Source organism: Nonomuraea sp. NBC_00507 (genome assembly GCF_036013525.1).
Classification (GTDB): domain Bacteria; phylum Actinomycetota; class Actinomycetes; order Streptosporangiales; family Streptosporangiaceae; genus Nonomuraea.
The window spans coordinates 153,170-178,380 of the sequence record NZ_CP107853.1; the positions used below are offsets into that span (position 1 = coordinate 153,170).

At 69.6% G+C, this 25,211-nt stretch carries 28 protein-coding genes; 9 read left to right on the forward strand and 19 right to left on the reverse strand.

What is annotated here, in order from left to right:
• Positions 1-9: 9 nt before the first annotated feature.
• The 9 genes from OHA25_RS00670 to OHA25_RS00710 all read right to left on the reverse strand — a co-directional run bounded on the left by OHA25_RS00670 (position 10) and on the right by OHA25_RS00710 (position 8,400).
• Entirely contained in the window at positions 10-762 is a 753-nt protein-coding gene (locus OHA25_RS00670) for an aminoglycoside phosphotransferase family protein (protein WP_327591220.1), read from the reverse strand.
• A gap of 31 nt (positions 763-793) precedes the next feature.
• Positions 794-1,333, reverse strand: a complete 540-nt coding sequence (locus OHA25_RS00675) for a class F sortase (protein ID WP_327585730.1) — start codon at positions 1,331-1,333, stop codon at positions 794-796.
• A gap of 4 nt (positions 1,334-1,337) precedes the next feature.
• Complete coding sequence (locus OHA25_RS00680; RefSeq protein ID WP_327585731.1) at positions 1,338-2,066, reverse strand: hypothetical protein; 729 nt, start codon at positions 2,064-2,066, stop codon at positions 1,338-1,340.
• A gap of 137 nt (positions 2,067-2,203) precedes the next feature.
• Positions 2,204-2,662 carry a tRNA (adenosine(37)-N6)-threonylcarbamoyltransferase complex ATPase subunit type 1 TsaE gene (gene tsaE / locus OHA25_RS00685; protein WP_327585732.1) on the reverse strand — a complete coding sequence of 153 codons (459 nt, stop codon included), beginning with the start codon at positions 2,660-2,662 and terminating at the stop codon, positions 2,204-2,206.
• Positions 2,659-3,786, reverse strand: coding sequence for an alpha/beta fold hydrolase (locus tag OHA25_RS00690; RefSeq protein ID WP_305924435.1), 1,128 nt, complete (start codon positions 3,784-3,786; stop codon positions 2,659-2,661). The genes tsaE and OHA25_RS00690 overlap by 4 nt, the downstream gene beginning before the upstream one ends.
• A 14-nt stretch (positions 3,787-3,800) precedes the next feature.
• Positions 3,801-4,928: an alanine racemase gene (gene alr / locus OHA25_RS00695; protein ID WP_327591221.1), complete on the reverse strand. Its 1,128-nt coding sequence runs from the start codon at positions 4,926-4,928 to the stop codon at positions 3,801-3,803.
• A 237-nt stretch (positions 4,929-5,165) separates the two neighbouring features.
• Positions 5,166-6,617, reverse strand: coding sequence for an NAD(P)H-hydrate dehydratase (locus OHA25_RS00700; RefSeq protein WP_327585733.1), 1,452 nt, complete (start codon positions 6,615-6,617; stop codon positions 5,166-5,168).
• Positions 6,618-6,626: 9 nt separating this feature from the next.
• Positions 6,627-6,977, reverse strand: a complete 351-nt coding sequence (locus tag OHA25_RS00705) for a holo-ACP synthase (protein WP_305924433.1) — start codon at positions 6,975-6,977, stop codon at positions 6,627-6,629.
• 13 nt (positions 6,978-6,990) lie between these two features.
• Positions 6,991-8,400 carry an alkaline phosphatase PhoX gene (locus OHA25_RS00710; RefSeq protein WP_327585734.1) on the reverse strand — a complete coding sequence of 470 codons (1,410 nt, stop codon included), beginning with the start codon at positions 8,398-8,400 and terminating at the stop codon, positions 6,991-6,993.
• Between the two features lie 133 nt (positions 8,401-8,533).
• Between OHA25_RS00710 and coaA the strand changes: the two genes are divergently transcribed.
• Genes coaA through OHA25_RS00740 form a run of 6 tightly spaced genes read left to right on the forward strand, consistent with a single transcriptional unit; the run spans position 8,534 to position 13,844 of the window.
• A complete protein-coding gene (gene coaA / locus OHA25_RS00715; RefSeq protein ID WP_327591222.1) occupies positions 8,534-9,436 on the forward strand; it encodes a type I pantothenate kinase in 903 nt (300 codons plus the stop codon).
• Positions 9,437-9,493: 57 nt separating this feature from the next.
• Positions 9,494-10,420 carry a DUF389 domain-containing protein gene (locus tag OHA25_RS00720; protein ID WP_327585735.1) on the forward strand — a complete coding sequence of 309 codons (927 nt, stop codon included), beginning with the start codon at positions 9,494-9,496 and terminating at the stop codon, positions 10,418-10,420.
• 40 nt (positions 10,421-10,460) lie between these two features.
• Positions 10,461-11,369, forward strand: coding sequence for an ABC transporter ATP-binding protein (locus tag OHA25_RS00725; protein WP_327585736.1), 909 nt, complete (start codon positions 10,461-10,463; stop codon positions 11,367-11,369).
• Positions 11,362-12,219 carry an ABC transporter permease gene (locus tag OHA25_RS00730; RefSeq protein WP_327585737.1) on the forward strand — a complete coding sequence of 286 codons (858 nt, stop codon included), beginning with the start codon at positions 11,362-11,364 and terminating at the stop codon, positions 12,217-12,219. Before OHA25_RS00725 ends, OHA25_RS00730 begins: the two co-directional genes overlap by 8 nt.
• The gene (locus OHA25_RS00735; protein ID WP_327585738.1) at positions 12,216-13,130 is read left to right on the forward strand and encodes an ABC transporter ATP-binding protein; all 915 of its coding nucleotides are present in this window, start codon (positions 12,216-12,218) and stop codon (positions 13,128-13,130) included. Before OHA25_RS00730 ends, OHA25_RS00735 begins: the two co-directional genes overlap by 4 nt.
• A complete protein-coding gene (locus OHA25_RS00740) occupies positions 13,131-13,844 on the forward strand; it encodes an ABC transporter permease subunit (protein WP_327585739.1) in 714 nt (237 codons plus the stop codon). It begins immediately after the preceding gene.
• A gap of 38 nt (positions 13,845-13,882) precedes the next feature.
• On the opposite strand, the gene glmM is transcribed toward OHA25_RS00740, so the two are convergent.
• The 3 genes from glmM to rplM are packed head-to-tail and all read right to left on the reverse strand — an operon-like array spanning position 13,883 to position 16,226.
• Positions 13,883-15,232, reverse strand: coding sequence for a phosphoglucosamine mutase (gene glmM / locus OHA25_RS00745; protein ID WP_327585740.1), 1,350 nt, complete (start codon positions 15,230-15,232; stop codon positions 13,883-13,885).
• Between the two features lie 2 nt (positions 15,233-15,234).
• A complete protein-coding gene (gene rpsI, locus OHA25_RS00750; RefSeq protein WP_327585741.1) occupies positions 15,235-15,756 on the reverse strand; it encodes a 30S ribosomal protein S9 in 522 nt (173 codons plus the stop codon).
• Positions 15,757-15,782: 26 nt separating this feature from the next.
• Complete coding sequence (gene rplM / locus OHA25_RS00755; RefSeq protein WP_327585742.1) at positions 15,783-16,226, reverse strand: 50S ribosomal protein L13; 444 nt, start codon at positions 16,224-16,226, stop codon at positions 15,783-15,785.
• Positions 16,227-16,612: 386 nt separating this feature from the next.
• On the opposite strand from rplM, the gene OHA25_RS00760 reads away from it, so the two are divergent.
• The 3 genes from OHA25_RS00760 (at position 16,613) to OHA25_RS00770 (ending at position 20,624) form a co-directional block, all read left to right on the forward strand.
• Positions 16,613-17,302, forward strand: a complete 690-nt coding sequence (locus OHA25_RS00760) for a CAP domain-containing protein (RefSeq protein ID WP_327585743.1) — start codon at positions 16,613-16,615, stop codon at positions 17,300-17,302.
• Between the two features lie 24 nt (positions 17,303-17,326).
• Entirely contained in the window at positions 17,327-18,481 is a 1,155-nt protein-coding gene (locus OHA25_RS00765; RefSeq protein ID WP_327585744.1) for a hypothetical protein, read from the forward strand.
• 100 nt (positions 18,482-18,581) lie between these two features.
• Positions 18,582-20,624: a hypothetical protein gene (locus tag OHA25_RS00770; RefSeq protein ID WP_327585745.1), complete on the forward strand. Its 2,043-nt coding sequence runs from the start codon at positions 18,582-18,584 to the stop codon at positions 20,622-20,624.
• Here the strand turns inward: OHA25_RS00770 and truA are convergent.
• The 7 genes from truA to rpmJ all read right to left on the reverse strand — a co-directional run bounded on the left by truA (position 20,589) and on the right by rpmJ (position 25,195).
• A complete protein-coding gene (gene truA, locus OHA25_RS00775) occupies positions 20,589-21,467 on the reverse strand; it encodes a tRNA pseudouridine(38-40) synthase TruA (protein ID WP_327585746.1) in 879 nt (292 codons plus the stop codon). The genes OHA25_RS00770 and truA overlap by 36 nt on opposite strands.
• A 71-nt stretch (positions 21,468-21,538) precedes the next feature.
• The gene (rplQ, locus tag OHA25_RS00780; protein ID WP_327585747.1) at positions 21,539-22,066 is read right to left on the reverse strand and encodes a 50S ribosomal protein L17; all 528 of its coding nucleotides are present in this window, start codon (positions 22,064-22,066) and stop codon (positions 21,539-21,541) included.
• A gap of 214 nt (positions 22,067-22,280) precedes the next feature.
• A complete protein-coding gene (locus OHA25_RS00785; protein WP_103960866.1) occupies positions 22,281-23,297 on the reverse strand; it encodes a DNA-directed RNA polymerase subunit alpha in 1,017 nt (338 codons plus the stop codon).
• 97 nt (positions 23,298-23,394) lie between these two features.
• Positions 23,395-24,021 carry a 30S ribosomal protein S4 gene (gene rpsD / locus OHA25_RS00790; protein WP_127939604.1) on the reverse strand — a complete coding sequence of 209 codons (627 nt, stop codon included), beginning with the start codon at positions 24,019-24,021 and terminating at the stop codon, positions 23,395-23,397.
• Positions 24,022-24,041: 20 nt separating this feature from the next.
• Positions 24,042-24,446 carry a 30S ribosomal protein S11 gene (rpsK, locus tag OHA25_RS00795; protein WP_012887860.1) on the reverse strand — a complete coding sequence of 135 codons (405 nt, stop codon included), beginning with the start codon at positions 24,444-24,446 and terminating at the stop codon, positions 24,042-24,044.
• A gap of 45 nt (positions 24,447-24,491) precedes the next feature.
• Positions 24,492-24,872, reverse strand: a complete 381-nt coding sequence (rpsM, locus tag OHA25_RS00800) for a 30S ribosomal protein S13 (protein WP_125644650.1) — start codon at positions 24,870-24,872, stop codon at positions 24,492-24,494.
• Between the two features lie 209 nt (positions 24,873-25,081).
• Positions 25,082-25,195, reverse strand: coding sequence for a 50S ribosomal protein L36 (gene rpmJ, locus OHA25_RS00805; protein WP_003956441.1), 114 nt, complete (start codon positions 25,193-25,195; stop codon positions 25,082-25,084).
• Positions 25,196-25,211 lie beyond the last annotated feature (16 nt).

The window sequence follows — 25,211 nt, forward strand, 5'->3', positions numbered from 1 at the left end:
GCCGTATCGTCAGTCCCAGCCGGTACGCCGCCGCAGCCAGTCGAGCGCGACCACGCCCTGCGCCCGCTGGAACTCCCGCACCGTCGGCAGCCCCGGCGGGTCAGGCTGTCGGGCCTGCCGCACGAAGTATCCCGCCATCGCGGCGACGACGGCGGTCACGGCCGGGTCGGGGTCGGTGAACAGCTCATGCGGCGGCGGCCCGCCCTGCATGCCGACCGACGGCAGCATGCCCACCCGGTCGAACCACTGCGGGCCGACGCACGCCCACGGCCAGTCCACGACGTAGACCCGCTCGTCGGTGAGCAGGATGTTGTCGGCTCGCAGGTCGGCGTGGACCAGCGTGTCACCCGCCGCGGCCGCCTCCCAGCCGGACTCCAGCTCGGCCAACTCCTCGAGGTGGCCGAGCGCCCAAGGGTCGAGCCCGCTGGTGTCCTCCGCCATCAGTTTGCGCCAGCCGTGCAAGTCCGACCCCAGGACCTCGCCGATCGGCGGCGCGTCGATGGGGGTTGGGGTGAGCGCGGCCGACATTCTGCCCACGGCCTCCAGCACCCGGTCGAGCTGGTCGCGCCGCCACGGCAACTCCGGGTGATCGCCCTCGACGTCCTCGAAGACCAGCGCCACCCAGCCCTCCAGCTCGAACCCGGTCAGCAGCCGGGGCGCGGGAACGGACGCGGGCAGCGCTGCGGCGATCTTGAGCTCGGAGCGGTAGAGGCGGACGGTGTCGGGGTTCGGCTCGGGACCGGCGGGTGCGCCTCCTGCCAGGGCACGCGCGTGCCGGCCGCGGGAGGGTGGCTCATACCTGCGAAGCGTAGACGATGATGTTGTCCAGGTATTCGCCCTTGGCGTAGTCGAACTTGCCGCCGCAGGTCACCAGCTTGAGCCCGTCCTCGACGTACACGCGCCTGATCGGGAAGCTGTCCTTGTGCACCTGCTCGATCGAATCGACCTTGTACGTCACGGTCTTGCCGTCGCTGCGCTCGACCTTCACGGTCTCGCCCTTGCGTAACTGCCTGAGCTTGTAGAACACGGCCGGCGCGGTCTTGGTGTCCACGTGGCCGATGATCACCGAGGCGCCCTTCTCGCCGGGCACCGCGCTGCCCGAGTACCAGCCGGCCAGCTTGGGCTTCTCGTATGGAGGCAGCTCGACGTCGCCGTTCTTCTCCAGGCCGAGCTTCATCAGCGGGGCCTCGACGTCGATGGAGGGGATGTCGATGCTCTTGGGTACGACGTTCGCGACGGGAGTGGAGTCGGTCTGCTGCATGCCCCTGCCGAACGCGAACAGCAGCAGGCCCGTCACGGCCCCGGCGAGCACCACCCGTCCTGGGCGGGCCATCGTGTTATGCCCGGTTACGCCGCTTGACCGCGAAGGCGATGCCGCCGGCCAGGGCCAGGGCGATCAGCACGCCCGCGGGGCCGAGCGGGATCGAGGACTCGTCACTGACGTCCTGCGCGTACGTGCCGCCGCCGCCGGCCCTGGGCGCCTTGGTCGGCACGTTGGTCGGCAGCGCCTCGCCCGAGACGACCCGCAGCCGGGCCGTCCCCATGTCGTTGGTGCCGTCACACTTGACGTCGACGGTGTACGTGCCGCGTCTGACCGTTCCCCCGACCTGCGCCGAGCCGCGCACCCAGGGTGAGCCGCCGGCGGCGCCGGTCGGTGTGGGGGAGCTCCCGCCCGAGGGCACCGGGTCGAGCGTGGCGCCGCTGACGAACGCCGTGGACGTGGCGGTGCCGGTGTGTGCGGGACCACCGCTCGGGAGCGGGCAGTTGGCCAGGATCCATACCGTCGAGGTCTGGCCGGCCGTGACACGGTCGGGGTTGAGCTGGACCTGGATGGTGGGCCGGGTGACGCTCGGTCGCGGGCTGGCCGAGGTCGGGGTGGCTGTGGGGGTCCCACCCGGGGTGGTGGCCGTGCCGGTGGCTGTGGGTGTCGGTGTGGCTGTGGGGGTGGGGGTGGTTTCGGCCGAGGCCGTGCAGCCGGTCGTCAGACCGACCATGACGATGGCTCCCGCGTACGCGACTCGCCTGACCCTGAGCACCGGCCGCACCCCACTTTGCCGTCTTGCCACCAGCATCCACCCAAAATGTGGATGTCGCCCCTCCTGATACCCAGAAAATCTGGGCGAATCCCTAGCCAACGATCATGATTTACATCATCGGCCCGGTACGTCAAGAGTGCCAGCTTTGCCGGGGATTGATCGCGATTTTAATCTTCTAGCCGATCAAACGGCGTGTCGGCCCATCGCGGGCCCACGGCGCGCAACGTCACGATCCTGACCTCGTCGCCGGCCTCGCGGTCGATGTGGACCTCCAGCCGGTCCTCGGACAGGCCCTCGACCAGGCCTTCGCCCCATTCGACGACCGTGACGGACTCATCCAGCGAGGCGTCCAGGTCCAGGTCGTCCACTTCCAGGTCGCCGCCCAGCCGGTAGGCGTCGGCGTGCACCAGCGGCGGGCCCTGATGCAGCGACGGGTGCACCCGGGCGATCACGAACGTGGGCGAGGTGATGGGCCCGCGTACTTTGAGTCCTTCGGCGAGCCCCTGCACGAGCGTGGTCTTGCCGGCGCCGAGCGGCCCGGACAGCACGACCAGGTCGCCGGCGCGCAGGAACGCGGCCAGGCGGGCGCCGTACGCGCGCATGTCCTCGGCGCTCGCCGCCCTCACTCGTCCTCCACCCGCTTGACCAGGTCGCGCAGCGCGTCGTTGACGACGCCGGGGCGTTCGAGCTGGATCAAATGGGAGGTGTCGGGCACCTCCGTCAGCTGGGCTTTAGGCAGCGCGGCGGCCATGGCCTTGCTGTGATCGGGCGGGGTCAGCCAGTCCCGGTCGCCGACCACGATCGCGGTCGGCACCGGGTCGAGCACGTGCAGCGCGGACAGCTTGTCGTGGTTCATCAGCGCCGGGTAGAAGTCGGCGACCACCTCGGTCGGCGTCGCCCTGATCATGGACTCGGCGAAGTCGACGACGGTGGGACTGATGTTCTTGGAGTCGCCGAAGCCGATGAAGCGGGTGATCAGGAAGGCGATGTCGCTGCCGGCGCTGCGGGTCCTGTCGACCAGCGAGCCTCGCTTGCCCAACATCGAGACCGTGGACGGCGCGACCTTGTGCACGACCTTGGAGACCATCGCCGGCAGGCCCAGCGTCAGCTCGGCCAGCTTGCCCGCCGAGGTCGAGATGAGCGCCACGGCGCGGATCTTCTCGCCGAACAGATCCGGATAGCGGTCGGCGAGCGCCATGATCGTCATGCCGCCCATGGAATGGCCGACCAGCACGCACGGGCCCGGCACGAACTCCTCGATCACCTCGGCGAGGTCCTCACCCAGCCGGTCGATCGTGCTGTCGTCGGCGCCGGCACGCTGGGAGCGGCCGTGCGAGCGCTGGTCCCACAGGACGACGCGGTAGTTCTCGCGCAGGTCCTTGCGCTGGTAGTGCCAGGACTCCAGGCTGAGGCAGTAGCCGTGACAGAGCACGATCGTCAGCGGCGCGGCGTGCTCATGGTCGCGACCGCTTCGGGGCTCGTTGGCATCGTTGCTCTCGCTCTCTCCCCCCGAGCTCCTTCGCTCCTCGGGACCGTCGATCTCCACATGCAGCGCCACCCCGTCGGAGGTGACGAGCGTGCGCTCCCTGCCTCGCAGCTCGCCGAACGGCTCGCTGGCCTCGGTGTCGGGGCGCAGCCTGATCCGGCCGACCGCGTAGCGCTTGGCCAGCGCCGCCGCCGCGACACCGGCGGACGCCGCGCCGACGAGCGCGCCGGCGATCCCTACCCTGCGCCGTGTTGTCGTCGTCATCTCCCCGATCCTTCTTATGCCCGACCCTGGTAAACCCGCGGCACTCGCGAGCCGATCCTCGTCACGATTTCATGCGTGATCGTGCCGAGCGTATCCGCCCACTCCTGAGCGGTCGGCTCGCCCCCGTCACCGGGGCCGAACAGCACGACCTCCTCGCCCGCCGCGAGCGGGTCGTCACCCATGTCGATCATGAACTGGTCCATGCACACCCGGCCGGCGATCAGCCTGCGTCGGCCGCCCGCCAGCACCTCGGCCCTGCCCGTGGCGTGCCTGAGTATGCCGTCGGCATAGCCGAGCGGGACGAGTCCGAGCGTGGTCTCGCGGTCGGTGACGTAGAGGTGAGCGTAGGACACTCCCGAGCCCTCAGGGACCCGCTTGACCAGCCCGACCTGGGCGGTGAGCGTCATGGCCGGCCGGAGGCCGAAGTCGCCCAGCTCGGGGATCGGGCTCAGGCCGTACATCGCGATGCCGGACCTGACCAGGTCGTAGCGGGCTTCGGGGAGCGTCATGATGGCGGCGGAGTTGGAGATGTGCCTGATCACGTGGGAGCCGGCCGCGCCTCCCTGCTCGGCCAGCTTCAGCGCGGCCTCGAACGCCTCCAGCTGCTGCTGGATCGACGGGTGACCGGGGATGTCGGCGCAGGCGAAGTGGGACCAGAGGCCGACGATCTCGATGACGCCCTCGGCCCGCAGCTCCAGGGCCCTGGCCAGCAACGGCGGCCAGGTGGCGAGCGGCGAGCCGCCCCGGCTCATGCCGGTGTCGGCCTCCAGGTGCAGCTTCGCGGTGCGTCCCGTGCGCCGGGCGGCGGCGGCGATCTCGTCGAGCAGCCGCTCGTCGGCGGCCGACAGCTCGACGTCCTGCGCCAGCGCCTCATCGAGCGGCTCGCCCGGCGTGATGAGCCAGGCCAGGATCGGCGCGGTCACACCGCCCGCGCGCAACTCCAGCGCCTCCCTGACGAACGCGGTGCCGAGCCGGCTCGCGCCCCCCTCCAGCACGGCCGCGGAACACGGCACCAGGCCGTGTCCGTAGGCGTCCGCCTTGACGGCGCCCATCAGCTCGGTGCCGGCCGCCCGCTCCTTGAGCAGGGCCACGTTGTGTCTGATCGCGGCCAGGTCCACCCGTGCCTGCGCGGGCGTGGCCATCGGGGAGTACATCCTTCTAGTGTGGCAGCTCAGACGTGTGGTCGAGCGCGATTCGCACCGCTCACGCCGCTGCCCCGCGACTTTCGCCCCACATCACCCCGCCTCGCCCGCAGATCGCATGCGCCGGGCACAAGCCGCCTCGCCCGCAGATCGCATGCGCCGGGCACAAGCCGCCCCACCCGCAGAACGCACGCGCCAGGCAGCCGCCCGCCCGGCACGGGCAGGGCGTGCGGCCGGTCAGGTGTTGTCGGTGCTCACCGCTCGCATGGCCGCCGGGATCGCCGTAGCGACGTCGGCCGCCGCGAGCGGGGCGCCGTCGGCGGCCATGCGGCCGGCCAGCCCGTGCAGGTATGCCGCACAGGCCGCGGCGTCGTAGCAGCTCAGCCCTTGGGCGAGCAGCGCGCCCGCCACGCCGGACAGCACGTCGCCGGTGCCGCCGGTGGCCAGCCAGGACGTGCCGGTGCCGTTGACGCGTACCGGCCTGGAGTCCTCGGCGATCATCGTGGTCGACCCCTTGAGCAGCACGGTCACGCCCAGCTCGGCGGCCGCCCGGCGGGTGTGCTCCAGCCTGGCGGCCTCGATGTCGTCGCGGTCGGCCCGGATCAACCTGGCCAGCTCCCCGGCGTGCGGCGTGATCAGCACCGGCGCGCTGCGGAACAGCAGCGAGCGTTCCCTGGCCACCAGCGTCAGCGCGTCGGCGTCGATCAGCACCGGCACCTGCGACTCGAGCACCCTGGTCGCCAGCTCGTGCGCCCAGTCGTCGGTGCCGAGTCCCGGCCCGAGCACCCAGGCCTGCACCCGCCCGACGTCATCGATCGAAGGCCGCTCCAGCTGGGTGATCACCGCTTCCGGCCAGTGCGCGCGCACCTGCGCCACGGGGGCGGCCGGCCCGACGTAGCGCACCATGCCCGCCCCGGCACGCAGCGCCCCGCCCACGGCGAGCACGGCGGCGCCCGTGTACAGATCGCTTCCGGCCGCGACGCCCAGCACGCCCCTGCGGTATTTGTCCGACTCCTTGCCCGGGCGCGGCAGCAGGACGTCCACATCGCCGTCGGTGAGCGCGGCCACGTCGGGGTCGGGCAGGTAGGACCCGAGCCCGATGTCCACCAACTCGACCCTCCCCGCGCAGTCGGCTCCGGGATCGACGAGCAGTCCCGTCTTGTAGGCACCCATGGTGACGGTCACCCGGGCGCGCACGGCCGTCCCCTGCACCTGCCCGGTGCTCGCGTCGACGCCGCTCGGCACGTCCACCGCGACGATCGGGCCGCGGGCCGCGTTCGCCTCCTGGACGAGCTCACGGTACGGCTCCCGCAGCGCCCCGCTCGCCCCGATCCCGACGAGCCCGTCGACGATCAGGTCGGCCCGGTCGAGCGCCGCCAGGTCGACCACCCGCCCGCCGGCCTCCTGGAGCGCCGCCAGGCCCGCCTGGTGCGTCCTGGACCCGGTCAGGATGGCGCCCACCCACGCCCCGCGCCTGGCCAGGCGCTCGCCGGCGTAGAGCGCGTCGCCGCCGTTGTCGCCGCTGCCGACGAGGAGCACGACGCGTCTGCCGTAGACGCTGCCGAGCAGGTCGGCGCAGACTCCGGCGAGCCCGGCGGCGGCCCGCTGCATGAGCGTGCCCGGCGGCAGCTTCGCCATGAGCACCTGCTCGGCGGCCCGGATCTGGTCGGCGGTGTAGGCAGTGCGCATGATCCGAAGCTATCCTTCCGCGATCACATAGGCCACGGCCACCCCCGCATCGTGGCTGAGCGACACGTGCCAGCGCTTGACCCCGAGGTCGTAGGCGACCTCGGCGGCCTTGCCGGTGACCCGCAGCTCCGGCTTGCCCAGCTCGTCGCAGCGCACCTCCGCCTCCAGATGCCCCAGGCCCTTGGGTGCGCCCAGCGCCTTGGCTACGGCTTCCTTGGCGGCGAACCTGGCGGCCAAGGAGTGCACCGGGAGCGGCCGCTCGAGGTCGGTGAACAGCCGCTCGCGCAGCTGCGGCGTACGTTCGAGCGCCGCCTCGAAGCGGGCGATGTCCACGACGTCCACGCCGATGCCCAGGATCACCGTCCCAGGTTACTCAAAACAATCCACGCTCCCACGGGCCCCAGATCGCGATGGATCTGCCCTGTTTGGCCTGGACGTTGACGTACAGCGTGTGGCCGCCCGGCCCGAACGTGGAGCCCGCGAACTCGGCGCCCGGGTCGTCAGTGATCGGCTCAAGACGGCAGAAGTCGAAGATCTGCCCCGACCTGGTGAGCCCGCGCAGGTAGTTGGCACCCTCGCCGTCCTCGCACAACACCAGCGTGCCGCGTCTGCTGACCGTCACGTTGTCGGGCAGGTCGAGCGCCGAGGAGCGCGGCGACTCGTAGACGAGCTTGAGCCGGCCGCTCCACGTCTCGTACCCCCACACCTGCCCCCGGCCCTTGCCGAACCCCGACGGCGGCGGGTCGGCGGGATCGGTGTCGCCGCCCTGCGTGGAGACGAAGTAGACCGTCCCCTGGTGGAAGACCGCGCCCTCCAGCCTGGAGAAGATCGCCGCCCCCTGGGCCCGCCCCTGGCGGCCGACGGCCTGCACGACCTCGTCGTTGGACGGCTTGCCGCGGAAGTCGGGGTCGGGGTCGTCGATGTCCACCCAGACGGTCGTGTACGCTGCTCCAGGCTCCTGCCCCAGCGACAGGTCCTTGCGCTTGGCTCCCTTGACGGCGAGCATCTGCAGCCGGCCGCCGTCGAGCAGCTTCCCGGCCAGGACCGGGTGCTTCGGCGGCAGATACCGGTAGAACCCGGAGGGAAAGCCGAAGTTGTCCTCGGTCAGGTAAATCGCGCCCGTCGACGGGTCGAACGCCGCCGACTCGTGCGGGAAGCGCCCCGCCGACCTGATCGGCCTGGCCGTGGCCGCGCGACCGACCGGGACCTCGAAGATGTAGCCGTGCTTCTCGGTCAGCCTGGCGTTGTCGCCGCCGGAGAAGTCGTCGGCCACGTCAGGGCCGTTGACCGTCTCCTCGCAGCTCACCCAGGCGCGCCACGCCATCGGACCGCCCGAGCAGTTCATCATCGTGCCGTTCAGCGAGGGCCCACTCTTGATCACCTCGCCGTAGCGAGTGACGCGCAGGGTCGAGGTGCCGCCGCCGGCCATCGGGTCGTAGGCCCTGTCCTTGTCGCCGAACGCGCCGACGGGCCCGTTGACCTCATGGTTGCGGATCAGGATCGTGCTGCCGCCGGGACCGGAGAAGGCCGCCATGCCGTCGTGCCGGCCCGGCACGGCCGACCCGTCGCTGAACTTCTCGCCCGCGGCGCTGAACGAGCGGTATTTGAACCCCTCGGGCAGGTGCAGCCGCACCTTGCCGTCCCGCAGGTCGCGTACGGGACGCAGCGGCCCGTACGCGCCGGGCGCCGCCTTGGCCCCGCCCTGCGCTCCCGCGCACGCGACGCCGGCAAAGGGACCGGCGATGCCGGCCACCACATGGGAGAGGAAGCGTCGACGATCCACAACCTGAGACGGTATCCCGTTCCCCGAACTGAATCTCGGTAATCCCACGTCTTTATCCACAGCTTGTGGACACACCCCGCCCGACGGCCGGTTTGCCGACGATCGCTACGCTGCCTAGGTGAATAACGGCTACGTGGAACTGAGCAGGGAGCGGTGGAGCGAGCTCCGCAAGAACACGCCCTTGACTCTCACCGCAGGAGAGCTGGAAGAGCTGCGCGGCGTTGACGACCCCATCGATCTCAACGAAGTCACCGACATCTATCTCCCGCTGACCCGGCTGCTCAACCTGCACTTCACCGGATCCAAGCAACGCAGCAGCGTGCTGAGCGCGTTCCTCGGACATCCCGAGCAGCGTGTCCCCTACATCCTGGGCTTGGCGGGCAGCGTCGCGGTGGGCAAGTCGACGACGGCGCGACTGCTGCACACGCTGCTGGCCCGCTGGCCCGAGCACCCGCACGTGGAGCTGATCACCACCGACAGCTTCCTCTACCCGAACGCGGTGCTGGAGGCCAAGGGGATCATGCATCGCAAGGGCTTCCCGGAGAGCTACGACCGGCGGGCGCTGGTCAGGTTCGTGGCGGAGGTGAAGGCCGGCGCGGCGGAGATCCACGCCCCTGTGTACAGCCACCTCGAGTACGACATCGTCCCCGGCACCACCCAGATCGTGAAAAGTCCCGACATTCTGATCATCGAGGGCCTCAACGTCCTCCAGCCCGCCCCGCCCACCTCCCTCGCCGTCAACGACTACTTCGACTTCTCCATCTATGTCGACGCCAAGGTCGAGGACATCCGCACCTGGTACGTCGAACGTTTCCACAAGCTCCGCCGGACGGCCTTCGAGGACCCGAAGTCGTACTTCCGGCACATCGCGGATATGTCCTACGACGAGGCCACCACCTTCGCGGTCAACGTCTGGCGCGACATCAACGAGCGCAACCTGGTCGAGAACATCGCCCCCACGAGGGGCCGCGCCGACCTCGTGCTGCAGAAGGGCGCCGACCACTCGGTCCGGAGGGTGCGGCTTCGCCGAACCTGAGCGCCTCGGATACGCGCATCAAAACGATGTCAACGTTCGATGGACAACAATGGGCGAGTGCTACATCTGCGACTGATCAGCCCGCCCGCCCGCACCGATGAGGTGACGGCGGTGTTGGAGGACTGCCCCGGCGTCACCAACATCGTCGTCCTGCCCGGAGTCGCCCGCGAGCCGAAGGGCGACATGATCTTCTGCGACGCGGCCAGGGAGTCGGCGAACGAGGTGATCGGCCGGCTCAAGTGGCTGGAGAACGAGGGCTCCATCGCCATCGAGCGGGTCGATCTGTCGCTGTCGAAGGCCGCGGAGGAGGCCGTCGAGGAGGCGCCGGGCGAGCCCGACGACGCGGTGATCTGGGAGGAGCTGGCGCAACGCGTCTCCGCCGACTCCCGCATCACGTGGGCGTACCTGGCCTTCCTCGCCGTCGCCACACAGATCGCCGGCATCGGCATCCTGCAGAACTCGCCCATTCTGATCGTCGGCGCGATGGTGCTCGGGCCGGAGTTCGGCGCGGTCGCGGCCATCTGCTTCGGCCTGCTGCAACGCCAGTGGGGCCTGATCACGACCTCGCTCAAGACACTGGCCGTGGGGTTCGCGTTGGCCATCGCGATCACCTTCGCCTGCGCGCTCGTGTCCACGTGGTTCGGCTGGATCGGCGACACCAACCTCGTCACGAACGCGGAGGTGCAGTTCATCGTCAAGCCCGACAAATGGTCGTTCATCGTGGCGCTGCTGGCCGGCGCGGCCGGTGTGCTGTCGATCACGGCAGGCAAGTCGTCGGCCCTGGTCGGCGTCTTCATCTCGGTCACCACGGTGCCCGCGGCCGGCTATGTGGCCGTCGCCCTGGCGCTGGGCCACTGGCTGGAGGTCGGACCCTCGGTCGGGCAACTCGCGGTCAACATCGCCGGAATGATCCTTTCGGGCACGGCGACGCTCGTGATCCAGCGCAGATTCTGGCCTCAAGTAGGACGACGTTCATCCCTATGACCGAGGCCACGGCCCTGATCGCCCAGGTAGGGTCCGGCACATGCACATCCTCGCCACCGAGGGGCTGACCAAACGGTTCCCCACCGTCACCGCGGTCGACCAGCTTTCGGTCACCGTGGGACCCGGAGTCACCGGTCTGGTAGGGGCCAACGGCGCCGGCAAGTCGACGCTGATCAAAATCCTGCTCGGCCTGCTGCCGCCCACCGGCGGCGCGGCGCGCGTGCTCGATCTGGACGTCACCGCCCAGGGCGCCGAGATCCGCAGGCTCGTCGGCTATATGCCGGAGCACGAATGCCTGCCGCCCGACGTCTCCGCCACCGAGTTAGTCGTCCACCTCGCACAGATGTCCGGGCTGCCGCGTACGGCCGCCCGCGAGCGCGCCGCCGACGTGCTGCGCCACGTCGGCCTGGCCGAAGAGCGCTACCGGCCCATCGGCGGTTACTCCACGGGCATGAAGCAGCGGGTCAAGCTGGCCCAGGCCCTCGTCCACGACCCCAAGCTGATCTTCCTCGACGAGCCGACCAACGGGCTCGACCCGCGCGGCCGCGACGAGATGCTCATGCTGATCAGGCGCATCGGCACCGAGTTCGGCATCAGCGTCCTGGTCACCTCGCACCTGCTGGGCGAGCTCGAGCGCATCTGCGACCACGTGATCGTCATCGACGCCGGGCGGCTGCTGCGCTCCTCGGCCATCAGCGAGTTCACGCAGGCCACGCAGACCGTCACGGTGGAGGTCGACGAGGGCATGGATCCGCTCGCGGCCCGCCTGGCCGAGGCCGGGCAGACGGTCTCGCAGCAGGGCCGCATGCTGGTGGTCAAGGTGGAGGGGCCCGAGACGTACGACGCGATCAGGGACGCCGCCGCCGACCTCGACCTCTGCCTGATCCGCCTGGAGCAGGGGCGTCACCGTATCGAGGACGTCTTCAGGGAGGAGGTCGCGGGTGTCTGAGATTTACGACATCGGCTACCGGCACTACGACGGTCCCCGGTTGGGGCGGGGCTACTCGACCAGGTCGCTGGCCGTGCACAGCCTGCGTGGCGTCTTCGGGCTGGGCCGCCCGGCCCGCAGCAAGATCATTCCGTTCGCCCTGTTCACCATCATGCTGCTGCCTGCCGTGGTGAACATCGCCATGATGGCCATGCTCCAGCAGCGCGGCATCCCCTACAGCGGATTCGCGGTCGCCATGCAGCCCGTGGTGGCGATCTTCCTGGCCTCGCAGGCCCCCACCGTCGTCGCCCCCGACCTGCGCTTCCGCGTCCTGCCGCTCTACCTGTCGCGTCCGGTCTCGATCACCGAGTACGTCGCCGCCAAGGTCGCCGCAATGACCGTGGCGCTGTTCCTGCTGGTCGCGGTGCCCCTCACTCTGATCTACGTGGGCGAGCTGGTCGTGGACATGCCCGGCCCGCCAGCCACAGGCGAGTACGCCGGCGCCCTGGTCATGGCCGTGGTGCTGGCGCTGCTGCTGTCGGTGATCGGGTTGGCGCTGGCCTCGTTCACGCCGAGGCGCGGACTCGGCGTGGCCTCGGTGATCGTCGTCTACCTGCTGTCGTCGGCGGCGGTCCCGATGGTCTACGGCATCTTGGCCGAGTCCGGCAACGAGGAGGGCGCCGCCTGGGCGTGGTTGCTGAACCCGTTCTGGCTGGTCGACTCTGTACAGTCCTGGTTGTTCGGCACCCCGTCGCACGCCCTCGAGGGCACCTATCCCAGCGGCCCTGCCCCTGCGGCCATCCTCGTGGTGCTGCTCGGCCTCGGCCTGGCCGCCCTCGCGCTGCGTTACAGGAAGGCGGCCTCGCGATGAAGATCGAGCTCTCGCAGGTGTCCCGCTGGTACGGCAACGTGGTGGCGGTCAACGACGTGACGATGACGATCGGCCCGGGCGTGACGGGCCTGCTCGGCCCGAACGGCGCGGGCAAGTCGACGCTCCTGCACATGATGGCCGGCTTCCTGTCGCCGTCTGGCGGCACGGTGACGCTGGACGGCAGCAAGGTCTGGAAGAACCACCACATCTACCGAAATATCGGCCTAGTCCCGGAACGGGAAGGTGTGTATGGCTTCCTGACCGGCTGGCAGTTCGTGCTCTCGGCCGCCCGCCTGCACGGGCTGCCCGACCCGGTCGAGGCCGCCCGCAAGGCGCTGGCCACGGTCGAGATGGAGGAGCCGAAGGACCGCCGCGTCGAGACGTACTCGAAGGGCATGCGCCAGCGCGTCAAGGTGGCCGCGGCGCTGGTCCACGACCCGCCGGCGCTCCTGCTCGACGAGCCGTTCAACGGTATGGACCCGCGCCAGCGCCTCCACCTGATGGACCTGATCCGCGCGATGGGCACGGCCGGCAAGACCATCCTGTTCAGCTCCCACATCCTGGAGGAGGTCGAACGGGTCGCCCAGCACATCGAGGTCCTGGTGGCGGGGCGGCACGCGGCGTCGGGCAACTTCCGCGAGATCAGGCGGCTGATGACCGACCGGCCCCACCTGTTCATGATCCGTTCGAGCGACGACAGGAGACTCGCCGCCGCCCTCATCCGCGACCACTCGGCCGGAGGCATCACCCTCCGCCCCGACGGCTTGGAGGTCCAGGCGACCGAGTTCCGCCGCTTCGCCCGCCTCCTGCCCAAGCTGGCCCAGGCGGAAGGCGTACGCCTGCACCAGGTCTCCCCAGCCGACGAGGACCTGGAAAGCGTCTTCTCCTACCTGATCAACCGGAGCACCTGAATGAACACAGTGGTTGCGGGGATTACGTACCGCGCCTTGCTGGGCCGCCGCCGGATCATCCTGCTGCTCCTGCTGCCCCTGGCCCTCGTCAGCATGGCCGTGTTGTTCCGCCTGCTCGGCGAGGGCGACCAGGACACGGCCGTCGTGCTGTCGAAATTCGCCATCGGCACCGTGCTGCCGCTGCTCGGCGTGATCGCGGGCACCGGCGTCATCGCCCCGGAGATCGACGACGGCACCATCATCCACCTGATGTCCAAGCCGATCTCTCGCCCGCTGATCGTCCAGACGAAGTTCCTGGTGGCGGCCTCGGTGCTGGTCTTGTTCGGCGCCGTGCCGACGTACTTCGCGGCCTGGCTCCTGGTCAGCAACGAGGACGGCATCGCCGCTGGCTTCGCGCTGGGCGCCCTGGTGGCCGGCATCGCCTACGCCGCCGTCTTCCTGCTGCTGGGCATCGTCACCCGGCACGCGGTCACGATCGGCGTCATCTACGCCTTGGTGTGGGAGACCGTGGTGGGCAATGTCATCACGGGGGCGCGGAAGTTCTCGATTCAGCACTGGGGCACGACGATCGCCGACCAGATCTCGGCCTCGCCGTTCTTCCGGGCCGACGTCACGCTGAGCTTCGCCGTCCCGGCCCTGATCATCGTGACGGTCGGCGGCGTCTTCTGGGCAGGCCAGCGCCTGCGGGCCTTCTCACTCACGGGCGACGAATAGAAAGATCGGGTACGGCACGTCAAACGTGCCGTACCCGATCAGGAAGCGCAGGCCTTGCGGACCACGTCCGCGAGGTGGCCCGCCACCTGCGTGGCGTGCTCCTCCGACGCGGCCTCGACCATGACGCGGATCATGGGCTCGGTGCCGCTCGGCCGGATCAGGACCCGGCCTGTCTCACCCAGCTCCGCCTCGGCCAGAGCAACCGCTTCGGCGAGCTCGGGCACGGAGGCCTTGCCCTTGTCCACGTCCTTGACGTTGATCAGGATCTGTGGCAGCGGCGTCATCACCGAGGCCAGTTCCTTCAGCGGCACCCCTGACTTGGCCACCACGCCCAGCAGGTGGAGCGAGGTGAGCAGGCCGTCGCCGGTGGTGGCGTGGTCCAGCATGATGACGTGGCCCGACTGCTCGCCGCCCAGGTTGTAGCCGTCGGACTTCATGCGTTCGAGCACGTAGCGGTCGCCCACCGCGGTCTCCACCACGGTGATGCCCGCCTCGCGCATCGCCAGCTTGAAGCCCAGGTTGGACATGACGGTCGCGACCACGGTGTCCTTGGCCAGTAACCCTTCGCCGTGCATGGCGGCGGCGAGAATGGCCATGATGTGGTCGCCGTCGATGATCGCGCCCGTGTGGTCGACCGCCAGGCAGCGGTCGGCGTCGCCGTCGTAGGCCACGCCCAGGTCCGCCCCGCGCGAGATGACCACCTGCTGGAGCTTGTCCAGGTGAGTGGAGCCGTGGCTTGCGTTGATGTTGAGGCCGTCCGGCCGGGCGCCGATGGCCTCGACCCTGGCGCCCGCGCGGACCAGCGCCTCGGGAGCCACCATGTGAGCGGCCCCGTGAGCACAGTCGATCACGACGTTGAGGCCGTCGAGTGCGGCGCTCATCGTGGTCAGCACGTGCGAGATGTAGCGGTCGGCCTCGCCGTACGCGTCCCGCACCCGGCCCACGCCGGAGCCGATCGGGAAGCTCCACTCCTCGCCGAGCCTGCGCTCGATCTCGTCCTCGACCGCGTCGGACAGCTTGAAGCCGCCACGGGCCAGGAACTTGATGCCGTTGTCCGGCGCCGGGTTGTGCGACGCCGACAACATGACGCCGAGGTCGGCGCCGAGCGCGGCCGTGAGGTGGGCGACGGCCGGGGTGGGCAGCACGCCGAGGCGCAGCACATCCACTCCGGACGCCGCAAGGCCGGCGACCACGGCGGCCTCGAGAAACTCTCCCGAGGCACGCGGGTCCCGGCCTACGACCGCCACCGGACGGCGTCCGGTGGCGGCGAACGCGCCTGCATCGCCGAGGACGTGGGCCGCTGCCACGGACAGGTCCATGGCGAGCTCGGCCGTGAGGTCGCGGCCTGCGACCCCGCGTACCCCGTCGGTGCCGAAAAGGCGCGCCAACGTTAGCGCTTGCTGTACTGCGGAGCCTTACGGGCCTTCTTGAGGCCGTACTTCTTCCGTTCCGTGGCGCGGGCGTCACGGGTGAGGAAGCCGGCCTTCTTCAGCGGCGGGCGGTTGACTTCGACGTCCAGGATCGCCAGGGCGCGGGACAGGCCCATGCGCAGCGCGCCGGCCTGGCCGGTCACGCCGCCGCCGTCGATGCGCGCGATGATGTCGAACGCCTCCTCGGCGCCGAGCACCACGAAGGGCTCGTTGACGATCTGCTGGTGGACCTTGTTCGGGAAGTAAGCGTCCAGCGAACGACCGTTGATCGTCCACTTGCCGGTGCCGGGGACGATGCGCACGCGGGCGATCGCCTCCTTGCGGCGGCCGGTGCCGTACGAGTTGCCCGTCGTGACGGGCTTACGCACGGGCGCCTCGGCGCTGGCGGCGGACTCAGTGGTGTACTCGGACGGGAAGTCCTCGCTGGAGATGTCCTCCAGCTCGGCCTCGACGGCCGTCTCGACACCGGTGGGCTCAGCCACGGTTCTCCTCTAACTCTTTCGAACTACTACTGGGCGATCTGGGTGATCTGGAACGGCACCGGCTGCTGGGCCTGGTGCGGGTGCTCGGAACCCGCGTAGACCTTGAGCTTCTTGATCATCTTCCGGCCGAGGGAGTTCTTGGGCAACATGCCCTTGACGGCCTTCTCGACGGCCTTGTCCGGCCGCTTCTCCATGAGCTCGCCGTACGAGACGGAACGCAGACCGCCCGGGTAGCCCGAGTGGCGGTAAGCCTTCTTCTGCTCAAGCTTGTTGCCGCTCAGCGCGATCTTGTCCGCGTTGATGACGATGACGAAGTCACCGGTGTCGACGTGGTTGGCAAAGATCGGCTTGTGCTTGCCGCGGAGCAGGGTCGCGACGTGGCTGGCCAGCCGGCCCAGCACGACATCGGTCGCGTCGATGACGTACCACTGACGCTGGACGTCGGCGGGCTTCGGTGAGAACGTGCGCACGGTCGTAGCCTTCTTTATGCTCGCGTCTTCGGCGCTGTCGGATGCGACAGCTACATTGGTCGGTCGGTGCGGGCACACGGCAGCCCGGACCTTCCGTCTCCTCGCTACGGGAGATGACGCCGGACGCGCCGCGCATTGGTCACGCTGGACCTATGCACACAACGAACGATTAGGCTACCCGCCCACAGGCGTGCTGGTCAAAAGACCGGTAACCTCGCACGAGTCTACCCGACCGCAGAACGGTTCGATTTCGTTTCCCTGGAACCCCTTCTTTCCCAGGACCCGACATCTCTATCGTTGTCAGCGGTATGCGGCAGAACTCTCACACCCGGCCAACCCAGCGGGGCGCTCGGCGCCGGAGTCATCTGGGTGTGTTGACCTGCCTCATGGCGGCGGTCTTGTTCACCGGCGTGCTGATCGGTCGGCTGACCGACGACACTGAGCCGAACCCGCACATCTACCTCAACGGGACCGCCCCGCCCGCCGCCGCCACGGCCAATCCCGCGCCGACGACGGCGAAGAAGGCGCTGCAGCAGCTGGAGAGCGTGCCTCGAGAGGTCACGACCACGAAGGTCCCGCGTGGCGCGGGCACCCCGAAGCCCACCGGCAGGACGTCCGACGGCCAGATCCCCGGCTACGACTCCCAGGACGACCCCACCCAGACGTTCACCGGTGAGCAGCCGTCCGTCGCGGTGATCCCCGGCATGGCGTCCAAGGTCGTGTCCCTCACCAACAGTGCCAGGGCCCAGCACGGCTGCGGGCCGCTCAGGGTCGACCAAGGGCTCATGCGCTCGGCGCGTACGCACTCGCTGGAGATGGCCAGGATGGGGCAGCTCACGCACAACTCCCCCGACGGCGCCTCCCCGTGGGACCGCATGGAGCGCGCCGGATACCGCTACGGCGCCGCGGAAAACATCGGCGCCGGATACAGCAGCCCCAACGAGGCGGTGCAAGGGTGGCTCGCCAGCCCCGACCACCGCAAGAACCTCCTGAACTGCCGGTTGAAGGCCATCGGCGTCGGCGTCGCCTCCGGCCCGAACGGCCCATGGTGGACTCAGGACTTCGGAACCCAATGACGCTCATCACGGTAATGTCGCCGCATGGCTTTTCCCGAGGAACGTGAAAACGGCACGGGCAGCGCCCCCTACGGGATGGGCAACCCACCGCCGTGGTCCGGCATGGGAGGCGCCCCGCAGGCCGACGGCATGAGAGGCGCCCCGCCGGCGAACGGAGCGGGCGGCGCCCCGCAGGGCGGCGGTTTCGGAGGCCCTCCGCAGGGCGGCGGTTTCGGGGGCGCCCCGCAGGGTGGCGGCTTCGGAGGCGCCCCGCAGGGTGGCGGCTTCGGGGGCGCCCCGCAGGGTGGCGGCACGGGAGGCGCTCCACAGGAGCCAGCCGCACCTCTGGACGAGACGGCCCCCACCTCGCGTCGCTCCCGCTCTCGTTCCCGCAAGGAAGGGCCGGACTCCCGCAAGGAAGGGCCCGCCGACGAGGCCGAGAAGGCGCCGCAGAGCAGGATCGGATGGAGCCCGTACGACGAGGGCCCCCGCTCGCGCGCGCCGCTCTGGTTCGCGATCGGCGGCGTGCTGGTGCTCGGGCTGCTCGGCGGGGGCATCGCGGTGATGTGGAACGCCGGCGGCCCCAGCACCGCCGAGACCGCCACCGCCCGCCGGACGTCAGCGCCACTGCCGTCGCCTCCGCCCGGCAAGTACGGCTTCGCGGAGTCCCGCACCACGGACCCCGAGGCGATCACGGTCAAGGAGATCTTCGGTTCGAAGAAGAAGCTCACGGTCTCCGGCCGGGGCTACGAGATGACGATCACCAGCAAGGACAAGAAGTGCACTGACGGCGCCCTGGGCGACAAGCTGCAGAAGGCGCTCAAGGACGGCAAGTGCAACCAGCTCGTCCGGGCCAGCTTCCGCGACAAGGACGGCAAGGTGATCGGCACTGTCGGCGTGGCCAACCTGACGACCAGCAAGACCGCGGGCAAGGTGGCCAAGAGCGGCGACGAGAAGAACTACGTGAAACCACTGTCGGGTAAGGACAGTGTCACCAAGTTCCTCGGCTCGGGCAGCGGCGGCGCCAAGATCTGGACGCACGGCCACTACGCGATCATGGTCTGGTTCCAGAACAAGGACGGCACGAAGCCCGACAAGAAGGGCTCCAAGCGGCTTTTCCAGGCCATCGATGACATCACCCAGGCCACCGTGTTCAAGGCCTTGGACAACCGTACGCTGACCGGCAGCCCGCTGACGTAACCCGGCTTTGCAGGCCTTAAGCACCCAAACGGGATGCCCGATGCTTCTGGGAACCCTCATACCGACATAACGATCTCGCTACTCTCGCTAGGCTCGCCCTATGCGTGGTCAGGAACCCGGGTCCGAGCACGATCACAGGGAGGCCGCCGGCTCGGCCAGACCTGCGACGCCACCGCCGAGCTTCGGCCAGACCAACGGGGGAGACGCTCCACCGGCGTTCGCGCCTTTCGAGGAGGCGGACGACGACGAGACGCTGTCCGTCGTCCCCCTGCTCAAGGGACCTCCGCCCGAGCTGCCCGGGCCGATACATGAGGACGCGCAGCCGTGGGAGGTGCCCGGCGACGACGCCGCGCCCTACGACTGGTTCGCCGACCACACCGACACCGATCCCCGCCCCGGTCACCCGCCGACGGCCGGCCCGCCCACCGCCCCCTGGTCCGCGAAGGCACCGGCCTGGCCGATCGAGCCGGTGGTGCCGGGCGCGCCGCCGTGGGAGCCGCCGCCCGCGTTCACCGCCGCGGCCGCCGGCATGCCGGTGTGGCCGGGCCCCATCTCGGACCCGCACGCCTTGCCGCCGTGGCCGGCCGCCACGGGCGAGCTGGTGGCCGAGCCGGACGCCGACGAGCCGGACACCCCCGCCGCCTTCGACCCCAACGCGACCGAGCCGGACGGCGTCACCCGACCGGCCCACTACTTCGACCCCGAGGCCGCACGACGGGAAGCCGCCCAGCAGCGACCCGATCAGCCGGGCAGCGGACTCCCTGACGCCGCTGAGCCGGGCAGCGCGCAGAAATCCGCCCCTCAGACAACCGCCCCCCAGACAATCGCCCCCCAGACGATCCCCTTCCCGGCGACCGCTCCTCAGGCGACCCCTCCGCAGGCACGCGTCACGGAGGGACAGACAGCACCAAGGGAAGCTCACAGCACGCCACACGACGACGCACCGGAGACAGGCACGCCGGACCAGGGCGCACCGCAGGGGACCACCCAGCAGCGGACCACCGTCCCCCTCGCCGCGCCCATCGCCCCGGAGCGCGAGGACACCCGCCCCATCGCCCGCGAGGACACCGCCCAACCGGCCTCCGACGGGACCGAGCTTCCAGGCCAGTTCTTCGACCCCAAGGCGGCCAAGCGGGACCAGCCCCACCCCGCCACCCCCCACGGGTTCGACCCCAACGCCCCGACCCCGACCCCGGCAACGGCCCGCCCCGCCGAGCCCGGCGACGTACCGGTCTGGCCGCCGCACTCGCCCGTCACCCAGAAACTCCCGGACCTGCCATTCTCACGGGAGGCCTGGGGCCAGAGGCCTTCGACCGCGCTCGACCTGCCCACGCAGCCCCAAGGCAGCGGCCCGGCCTTCCCGCCTGGAGCGTTCAAACAACCGCCGTTCCAGACCCCTCCTCCGCCGCCGGCCGCCCAAGGCACGAGCAAACGAGCCCTCCTGGTGACGCTGGGCGCGCTGGCCCTGGCCGGGGTGGCCACCGGCGGCTTCTTCGCCTGGCAGGCCGTCAGCAACCCCACCTCCACCACGGCCGCCACCACCGGCAGCGCCGCCCCGTCCACGCCACCCGCCGAAGAGCCGGCGGTCACGCCCTCCGAGGCGCCCGGCGCGTCCGTGCTCAATTCCGAGCAGACCGATCCGCAGAAGTTGTCGCTGTCGGAGGCGTTCCCGAAGAAGAAGGTCAGCGCGGCGGGCACCACGTTCACCAGGGTCAAGGCCAGCGTGGAGACGACCTGCGACAAGGCCGCCAGTGGCGCCTTCGCCGAGGCGCTGAAGGAACAGAAGTGCAGCCGCGTCCTACGCGCCACATACGTCGACAACAAGCGCCGCTACGCCGTCACCACGGGTATCGCCGTGCTCCCGACCAAGGACGCGGCCACGGCCGTCGACCAGGAGAAGGACCTCGGCAAGAACGTCTGGTTCCGGCCTCTGCCCGGAGCGGACGGGTCGGGCGGGGAGCGCGTGCACATCGCCGGCGGCTACGCGGCCGGCCTGGTGTGGGGCCGCTACATCGTCTTCAGCTACGCCACCCATGCCGACGGCCACACCCCGGCGGCCAAGGAGAAGGCGCTGCCGAAGGTCAGCGGCGCGTTCCGCGACCAGCTCTCACTCGTCCTCGAGCGCCGCGCCACCAAGGGGTGACAACATCCGTACCCGCCTCGTGGCCTCGGCCCGCGCGGCGAGCTCAGGCTCCGGCGGGTAGCCGACCTCTTCCAGGCACAGCCCGCGGGCGGGAGCCACGTGCACGCCAGAGTCCCGTACAGCGCGGGTCAGCACCTCCCCGGGCCACTCCACCGGCCGCCGCCCGTCACCGACCGCCAGCAGGGAGCCGACCAGCGCCCGCACCATCGAGTGGCAGAACGCGTCGGCCACGACGGTGGCCACCAGGACGCCGTCCGGCTCCCGTACCCACTCCAGCCGCTGGAGCTCCCTGATCGTGGTGGCCCCTTCGCGCTTCTTGCAGAAGGCCGCGAAGTCGTGCTCACCGATCAGCCGCGCCGCCGCCGCATTGAGCGCGGCCAGGTCCAGGGGCCGGTTGTGCCAGACCACCTCGTGCCGGCGCAGCGGGTCGACGCCGCCGACGGCGTCGCTCACCCGGTACGCGTACCGCCGGAAGCTGGCCGAGAATCGGGCGTCAAAGCCCTCAGGAGCCACTGAGACCCGATAAATACGTACATCGGGTGTCATGACCCCACCCAGCCGTCGCACGAGCGCAGAGAGCCGCTCATCCACGCGCAGCGGCCCTCGGTTCCCGTCCAGTTCGGCCAGCGACCCGTCGGGCACGTCCACGTGGGCGACCTGGCCGCGGGCATGCACTCCGGCGTCGGTACGCCCGGCCACGGTCAGCATGGCAGGCTCGCCGAGGCGCAGGATCCGGCCGAGCGCCTGCTCGATCTCGCCCTGGACCGTGCGCTGCCCGGGTTGCCTGGCCCACCCGGAGAAGTCGGTCCCGTCGTAGGCGAGGTCGAGGCGGAGCCGTACCACGATGATCCTCCTTAACCGAAAAGGGCCCGAACCCCCCGTGGGGGTCCGGGCCCGAATTCTTCAGCCCGAGATCAGGCCTCGTCCTTCTTCGCCTCGGCCTCGGCGGCCGGAGCCTCCTCGGCGGCGGCCTCAGGAACCTCCGCGGCCTCCTCAGCCTTGGGCGCCTCGGTCTCCTCCGCAGCCGGCGCGGGCGCCGCGGCGGCGGCCGGAGCCTCGGTGCGGCGGGTGGTGACGGCGTTCAGCGGCTCGGTCACCAGCTCGATGACCGCCATCGGGGCGTTGTCGCCCTTACGCGGGCCGACCTTGGTGATGCGGGTGTAGCCACCGGGACGCTCGGCGAACGTCGTCGCGAGCTCGGTGAAGAGGTGGTGCACGACGCCCTTGTCCTTGACGACGGTCAGGACCTGGCGACGGTTGTGGATGTCGCCCTTCTTCGCCTTGGTGATCAGGCGCTCCGCCAGCGGACGCAGGCGCTTGGCCTTCGTGACCGTCGTACGGATCTTGCCGTAGCGGAACAGATCGGTGGCCAGGTTGGCCAGGATCAGCCGCTCATGCGCCGGGCTGCCGCCAAGACGTGCACCCTTGGTGGGCTTGGGCATTTCATCTCTCCTTGTGGATTAACCCGCCCCGGCCGTATCAGGTACCGGAGTCGGGCCGGCGCCGCGAACGCGCGACACCGTTACTTTCACCCGCACATCCCCACGCCCCGAAAGCTTCCTCGGAGACCGAGGAGCGGCGACCTCTCGCCGCTCCTCTCCTCCCCCAAGGACCTCAGCCCTCCGAAAGGCGCGGAGACGATCACGCGGGATGTGTCTAGTACTGCTCGGTCTCGACGTACGCGCTGTCGTCGTCGTCGTAGCCACCCCCGGCCACCGCGCTCGGGTCGAACCCGGGCGGGGAGTCCTTGAGCGCCAGCGACATCTCGTGCAGCTTCTGCTTGACCTCTTCGATCGACTTCGCACCGAAGTTGCGGATGTCGAGCAGGTCCTGCTCGCTGCGCGCCACGAGCTCACCCACGGTGTGGATGCCCTCGCGCTTGAGGCAGTTGTAGGACCGGACGGTGAGGTTGAGCTCCTCGATCGGCAGCGCGAGGTCGGCGGCCAGGGCGGCGTCGGTCGGCGACGGGCCGATGTCGATGCCCTCGGCCTCGACGTTGAGCTCGCGGGCCAGGCCGAAGAGCTCGACGAGGGTCTTACCGGCGGAGGCCACCGCGTCGCGGGGCTTCATGGCCGGCTTGGTCTCGACGTCGAGGATGAGGCGGTCGAAGTCGGTACGCTGCTCGACTCGGGTCGCCTCGACCTTGTAGGTGACCTTGAGCACCGGGGAGTAGATCGAGTCGATCGGAATCCGGCCGATCTCCTGACCCGGCTGCTTGTTCTGAGCGGCGGAGACGTAGCCGCGACCGCGCTCGACGGTCAGCTCCATCTCCAGCTTCGCCTTGCCGTTGAGCGTGGCGATGCGCAGCTCGGGGTTGTGCACCTCGACACCGGCCGGCGGCGCGATGTCGGCGGCGGTGACCTCACCCGGGCCCTGCTTGCGCAGGTACATCACGACCGGCTCGTCGTGCTCGGAGGAGACGACCAGTTCCTTGAGGTTGAGGATGATGTCGGTGACGTCTTCCTTGACCCCGGGAACGGTCGAGAACTCGTGCAGCACGCCCTCGATGCGGATGCTCGTCACGGCCGCGCCCGGAATGGACGACAGCAGCGTGCGGCGCAGCGAGTTGCCGATGGTGTAACCGAAGCCCGGCTCCAGCGGCTCGATGACGAATCGGGACCGGGTGTCGTCGATCGACTCTTCGAGAAGAGTCGGGCGCTGAGCGATCAGCATGTGCGGGTCTCCCCTTTTTTCGTGTGGCGCCCGCTATATGACGCCACTCCGATATAAAGCGTAGTCGAGGTGCGGAAATCCGCACCTCGACCAAGGCTCACTTCGAGTAGTACTCGACGATGAGCTGCTCTTGCACCTGGGTGTCGATCTGCTGGCGAACCGGCAGCTGGTGAACCAGGACGCGGAGCTTGTCCGGCACGACGCCGAGCCACGCGGGAACGGTGCGCTCGCCCGCGGTCGCCCGAGCGACCTCGTAGGGCAGCAGGTTGCGCTTGTTCTCGCGGACCTCGATGATGTCGTGCTCGCGAACGCGGTAGGACGGGATGTCCACCTTCTTGCCGTTCACCAGGATGTGGCCGTGGCGCACCTGCTGGCGAGCGGCGTCACGCGACTGCGCGAACCCGGCGCGGTAGACGACGTTGTCGAGACGGGTCTCCAGGATCTGGAGCAGCACCTCACCCGACTTGCCGCTCTTGCCCGCGGCCTCCTCGTAGTAGTTGCGGAACTGCTTCTCGAGGACGCCGTAGATGCGGCGGGTCTTCTGCTTCTCACGAAGCTGAAGCTGGTACTCGGACTCCTTGGGGCGTCCGCGGCCGTGCTCACCCGGCGGGTAAGGACGGATCTCGATGGGGCACTTGGCGGACTCGCACTTGCTGCCCTTGAGGAAGAGCTTGGTCTTCTCTCGACGGCAGAGCTTGCAGTCCGCGCCCGTGTAACGAGCCATTTCTCTCTATCTCCTGGGATTCAGACGCGGCGGCGCTTCGGCGGACGGCAGCCGTTGTGCGGAACCGGGGTGACGTCCTGGATCGAACCCACTTCGAGGCCGGTGGCCTGCAGCGAGCGGATCGCGGTCTCACGACCGGAGCCGGGACCCTTGACGAAGACGTCGACCTTGCGCATGCCGTGCTCCATGGCGCGGCGAGCGGCGTTTTCCGCGGCCATCTGAGCGGCGAACGGGGTGGACTTACGGGAGCCCTTGAAACCCACGTGGCCGGCGCTGGCCCAGGAGATCACGTTCCCGCTGGGATCGGTGATCGAAACGATCGTGTTGTTGAACGTGCTCTTGATGTGGGCGTGCCCGTGAGCGACGTTCTTCTTTTCCTTGCGGCGCACCTTCTTCGGCGCGCCCTGGCGGCTCTTAGGAGGCATTGTTTGCCATTACTCCTGAGGTCTTCGGTCCCGCGGCTGCGTGGACTACTTCTTACCGGGCTTCTTCTTGCCGGCGACGGTCTTCTTCTTGCCCTTGCGGGTGCGCGCGTTGGTCTGCGTGCGCTGACCGTGGACCGGCAGGCCCTTGCGGTGCCTGATGCCCTGGTAGCAACCGATTTCGATCTTGCGACGGATGTCGGCCTGGACCTCGCGGCGCAGGTCACCCTCGATCTTGAAGTTCGCCTCGATGTAGTCACGCATCGGGACGAGCTCGGTGTCGGAGAGCTGGTGCACGCGGAGGTCGCCGCTGACACCGGTGGCCTGGAGGATCTCCTGGGCGCGGGTGCGGCCGATTCCGTAAATGTAGGTGAGAGCGATCTCCAGCCGCTTCTCGCGGGGGAGGTCGACGCCAACCAGGCGAGCCATGGTCGGGCATTCTCCTTCGTTGTGGCGGAGGTCTTGCGCCTCACTACCCCTCCCCATGCCCGGGGTGAGGGCCCCGGCCTCCGACCGGGGGTCTCCTGAGCGGTTCGGAACTCCGCCTGCTCAGGTGTGAAACGCTATTTCTCGTTGCAGGCTCCTCATGCGTCGAGCCCGCTCCCTCGCGGGGCGGACTCGGAGAAGCCTTGCGGCGACTAGCCCTGGCGCTGCTTGTGGCGCAGGTTGTCGCAGATCACCATGACGCGACCGTGCCGGCGGATCACCTTGCACTTGTCGCAGATCTTCTTGACGCTCGGCTTTACCTTCATTGTCCTTCGTGTTCCT

Excerpts from the sequence above, each read along its gene's own strand:
- OHA25_RS00675 (WP_327585730.1), bottom strand. The coding sequence starts at position 1,333 with ATGGCCCGCCCAGGACGGGTGGTGCTCGCCGGGGCCGTGACGGGCCTG.
- OHA25_RS00690 (WP_305924435.1), bottom strand. The coding sequence starts at position 3,786 with ATGACGACGACAACACGGCGCAGGGTAGGGATCGCCGGCGCGCTCGTC.
- alr (WP_327591221.1), bottom strand. The coding sequence starts at position 4,928 with ATGGCCACGCCCGCGCAGGCACGGGTGGACCTGGCCGCGATCAGACAC.
- OHA25_RS00700 (WP_327585733.1), bottom strand. The coding sequence starts at position 6,617 with ATGCGCACTGCCTACACCGCCGACCAGATCCGGGCCGCCGAGCAGGTG.
- OHA25_RS00725 (WP_327585736.1), top strand. The coding sequence starts at position 10,461 with ATGCACATCCTCGCCACCGAGGGGCTGACCAAACGGTTCCCCACCGTC.
- OHA25_RS00735 (WP_327585738.1), top strand. The coding sequence starts at position 12,216 with ATGAAGATCGAGCTCTCGCAGGTGTCCCGCTGGTACGGCAACGTGGTG.
- OHA25_RS00740 (WP_327585739.1), top strand. The coding sequence starts at position 13,131 with ATGAACACAGTGGTTGCGGGGATTACGTACCGCGCCTTGCTGGGCCGC.
- OHA25_RS00760 (WP_327585743.1), top strand. The coding sequence starts at position 16,613 with ATGGCGGCGGTCTTGTTCACCGGCGTGCTGATCGGTCGGCTGACCGAC.
- OHA25_RS00765 (WP_327585744.1), top strand. The coding sequence starts at position 17,327 with ATGGCTTTTCCCGAGGAACGTGAAAACGGCACGGGCAGCGCCCCCTAC.
- OHA25_RS00770 (WP_327585745.1), top strand. The coding sequence starts at position 18,582 with ATGCGTGGTCAGGAACCCGGGTCCGAGCACGATCACAGGGAGGCCGCC.
- rplQ (WP_327585747.1), bottom strand. The coding sequence starts at position 22,066 with ATGCCCAAGCCCACCAAGGGTGCACGTCTTGGCGGCAGCCCGGCGCAT.
- OHA25_RS00785 (WP_103960866.1), bottom strand. The coding sequence starts at position 23,297 with ATGCTGATCGCTCAGCGCCCGACTCTTCTCGAAGAGTCGATCGACGAC.
- rpsD (WP_127939604.1), bottom strand. The coding sequence starts at position 24,021 with ATGGCTCGTTACACGGGCGCGGACTGCAAGCTCTGCCGTCGAGAGAAG.
- rpsK (WP_012887860.1), bottom strand. The coding sequence starts at position 24,446 with ATGCCTCCTAAGAGCCGCCAGGGCGCGCCGAAGAAGGTGCGCCGCAAG.
- rpsM (WP_125644650.1), bottom strand. The coding sequence starts at position 24,872 with ATGGCTCGCCTGGTTGGCGTCGACCTCCCCCGCGAGAAGCGGCTGGAG.
- rpmJ (WP_003956441.1), bottom strand. The coding sequence starts at position 25,195 with ATGAAGGTAAAGCCGAGCGTCAAGAAGATCTGCGACAAGTGCAAGGTG.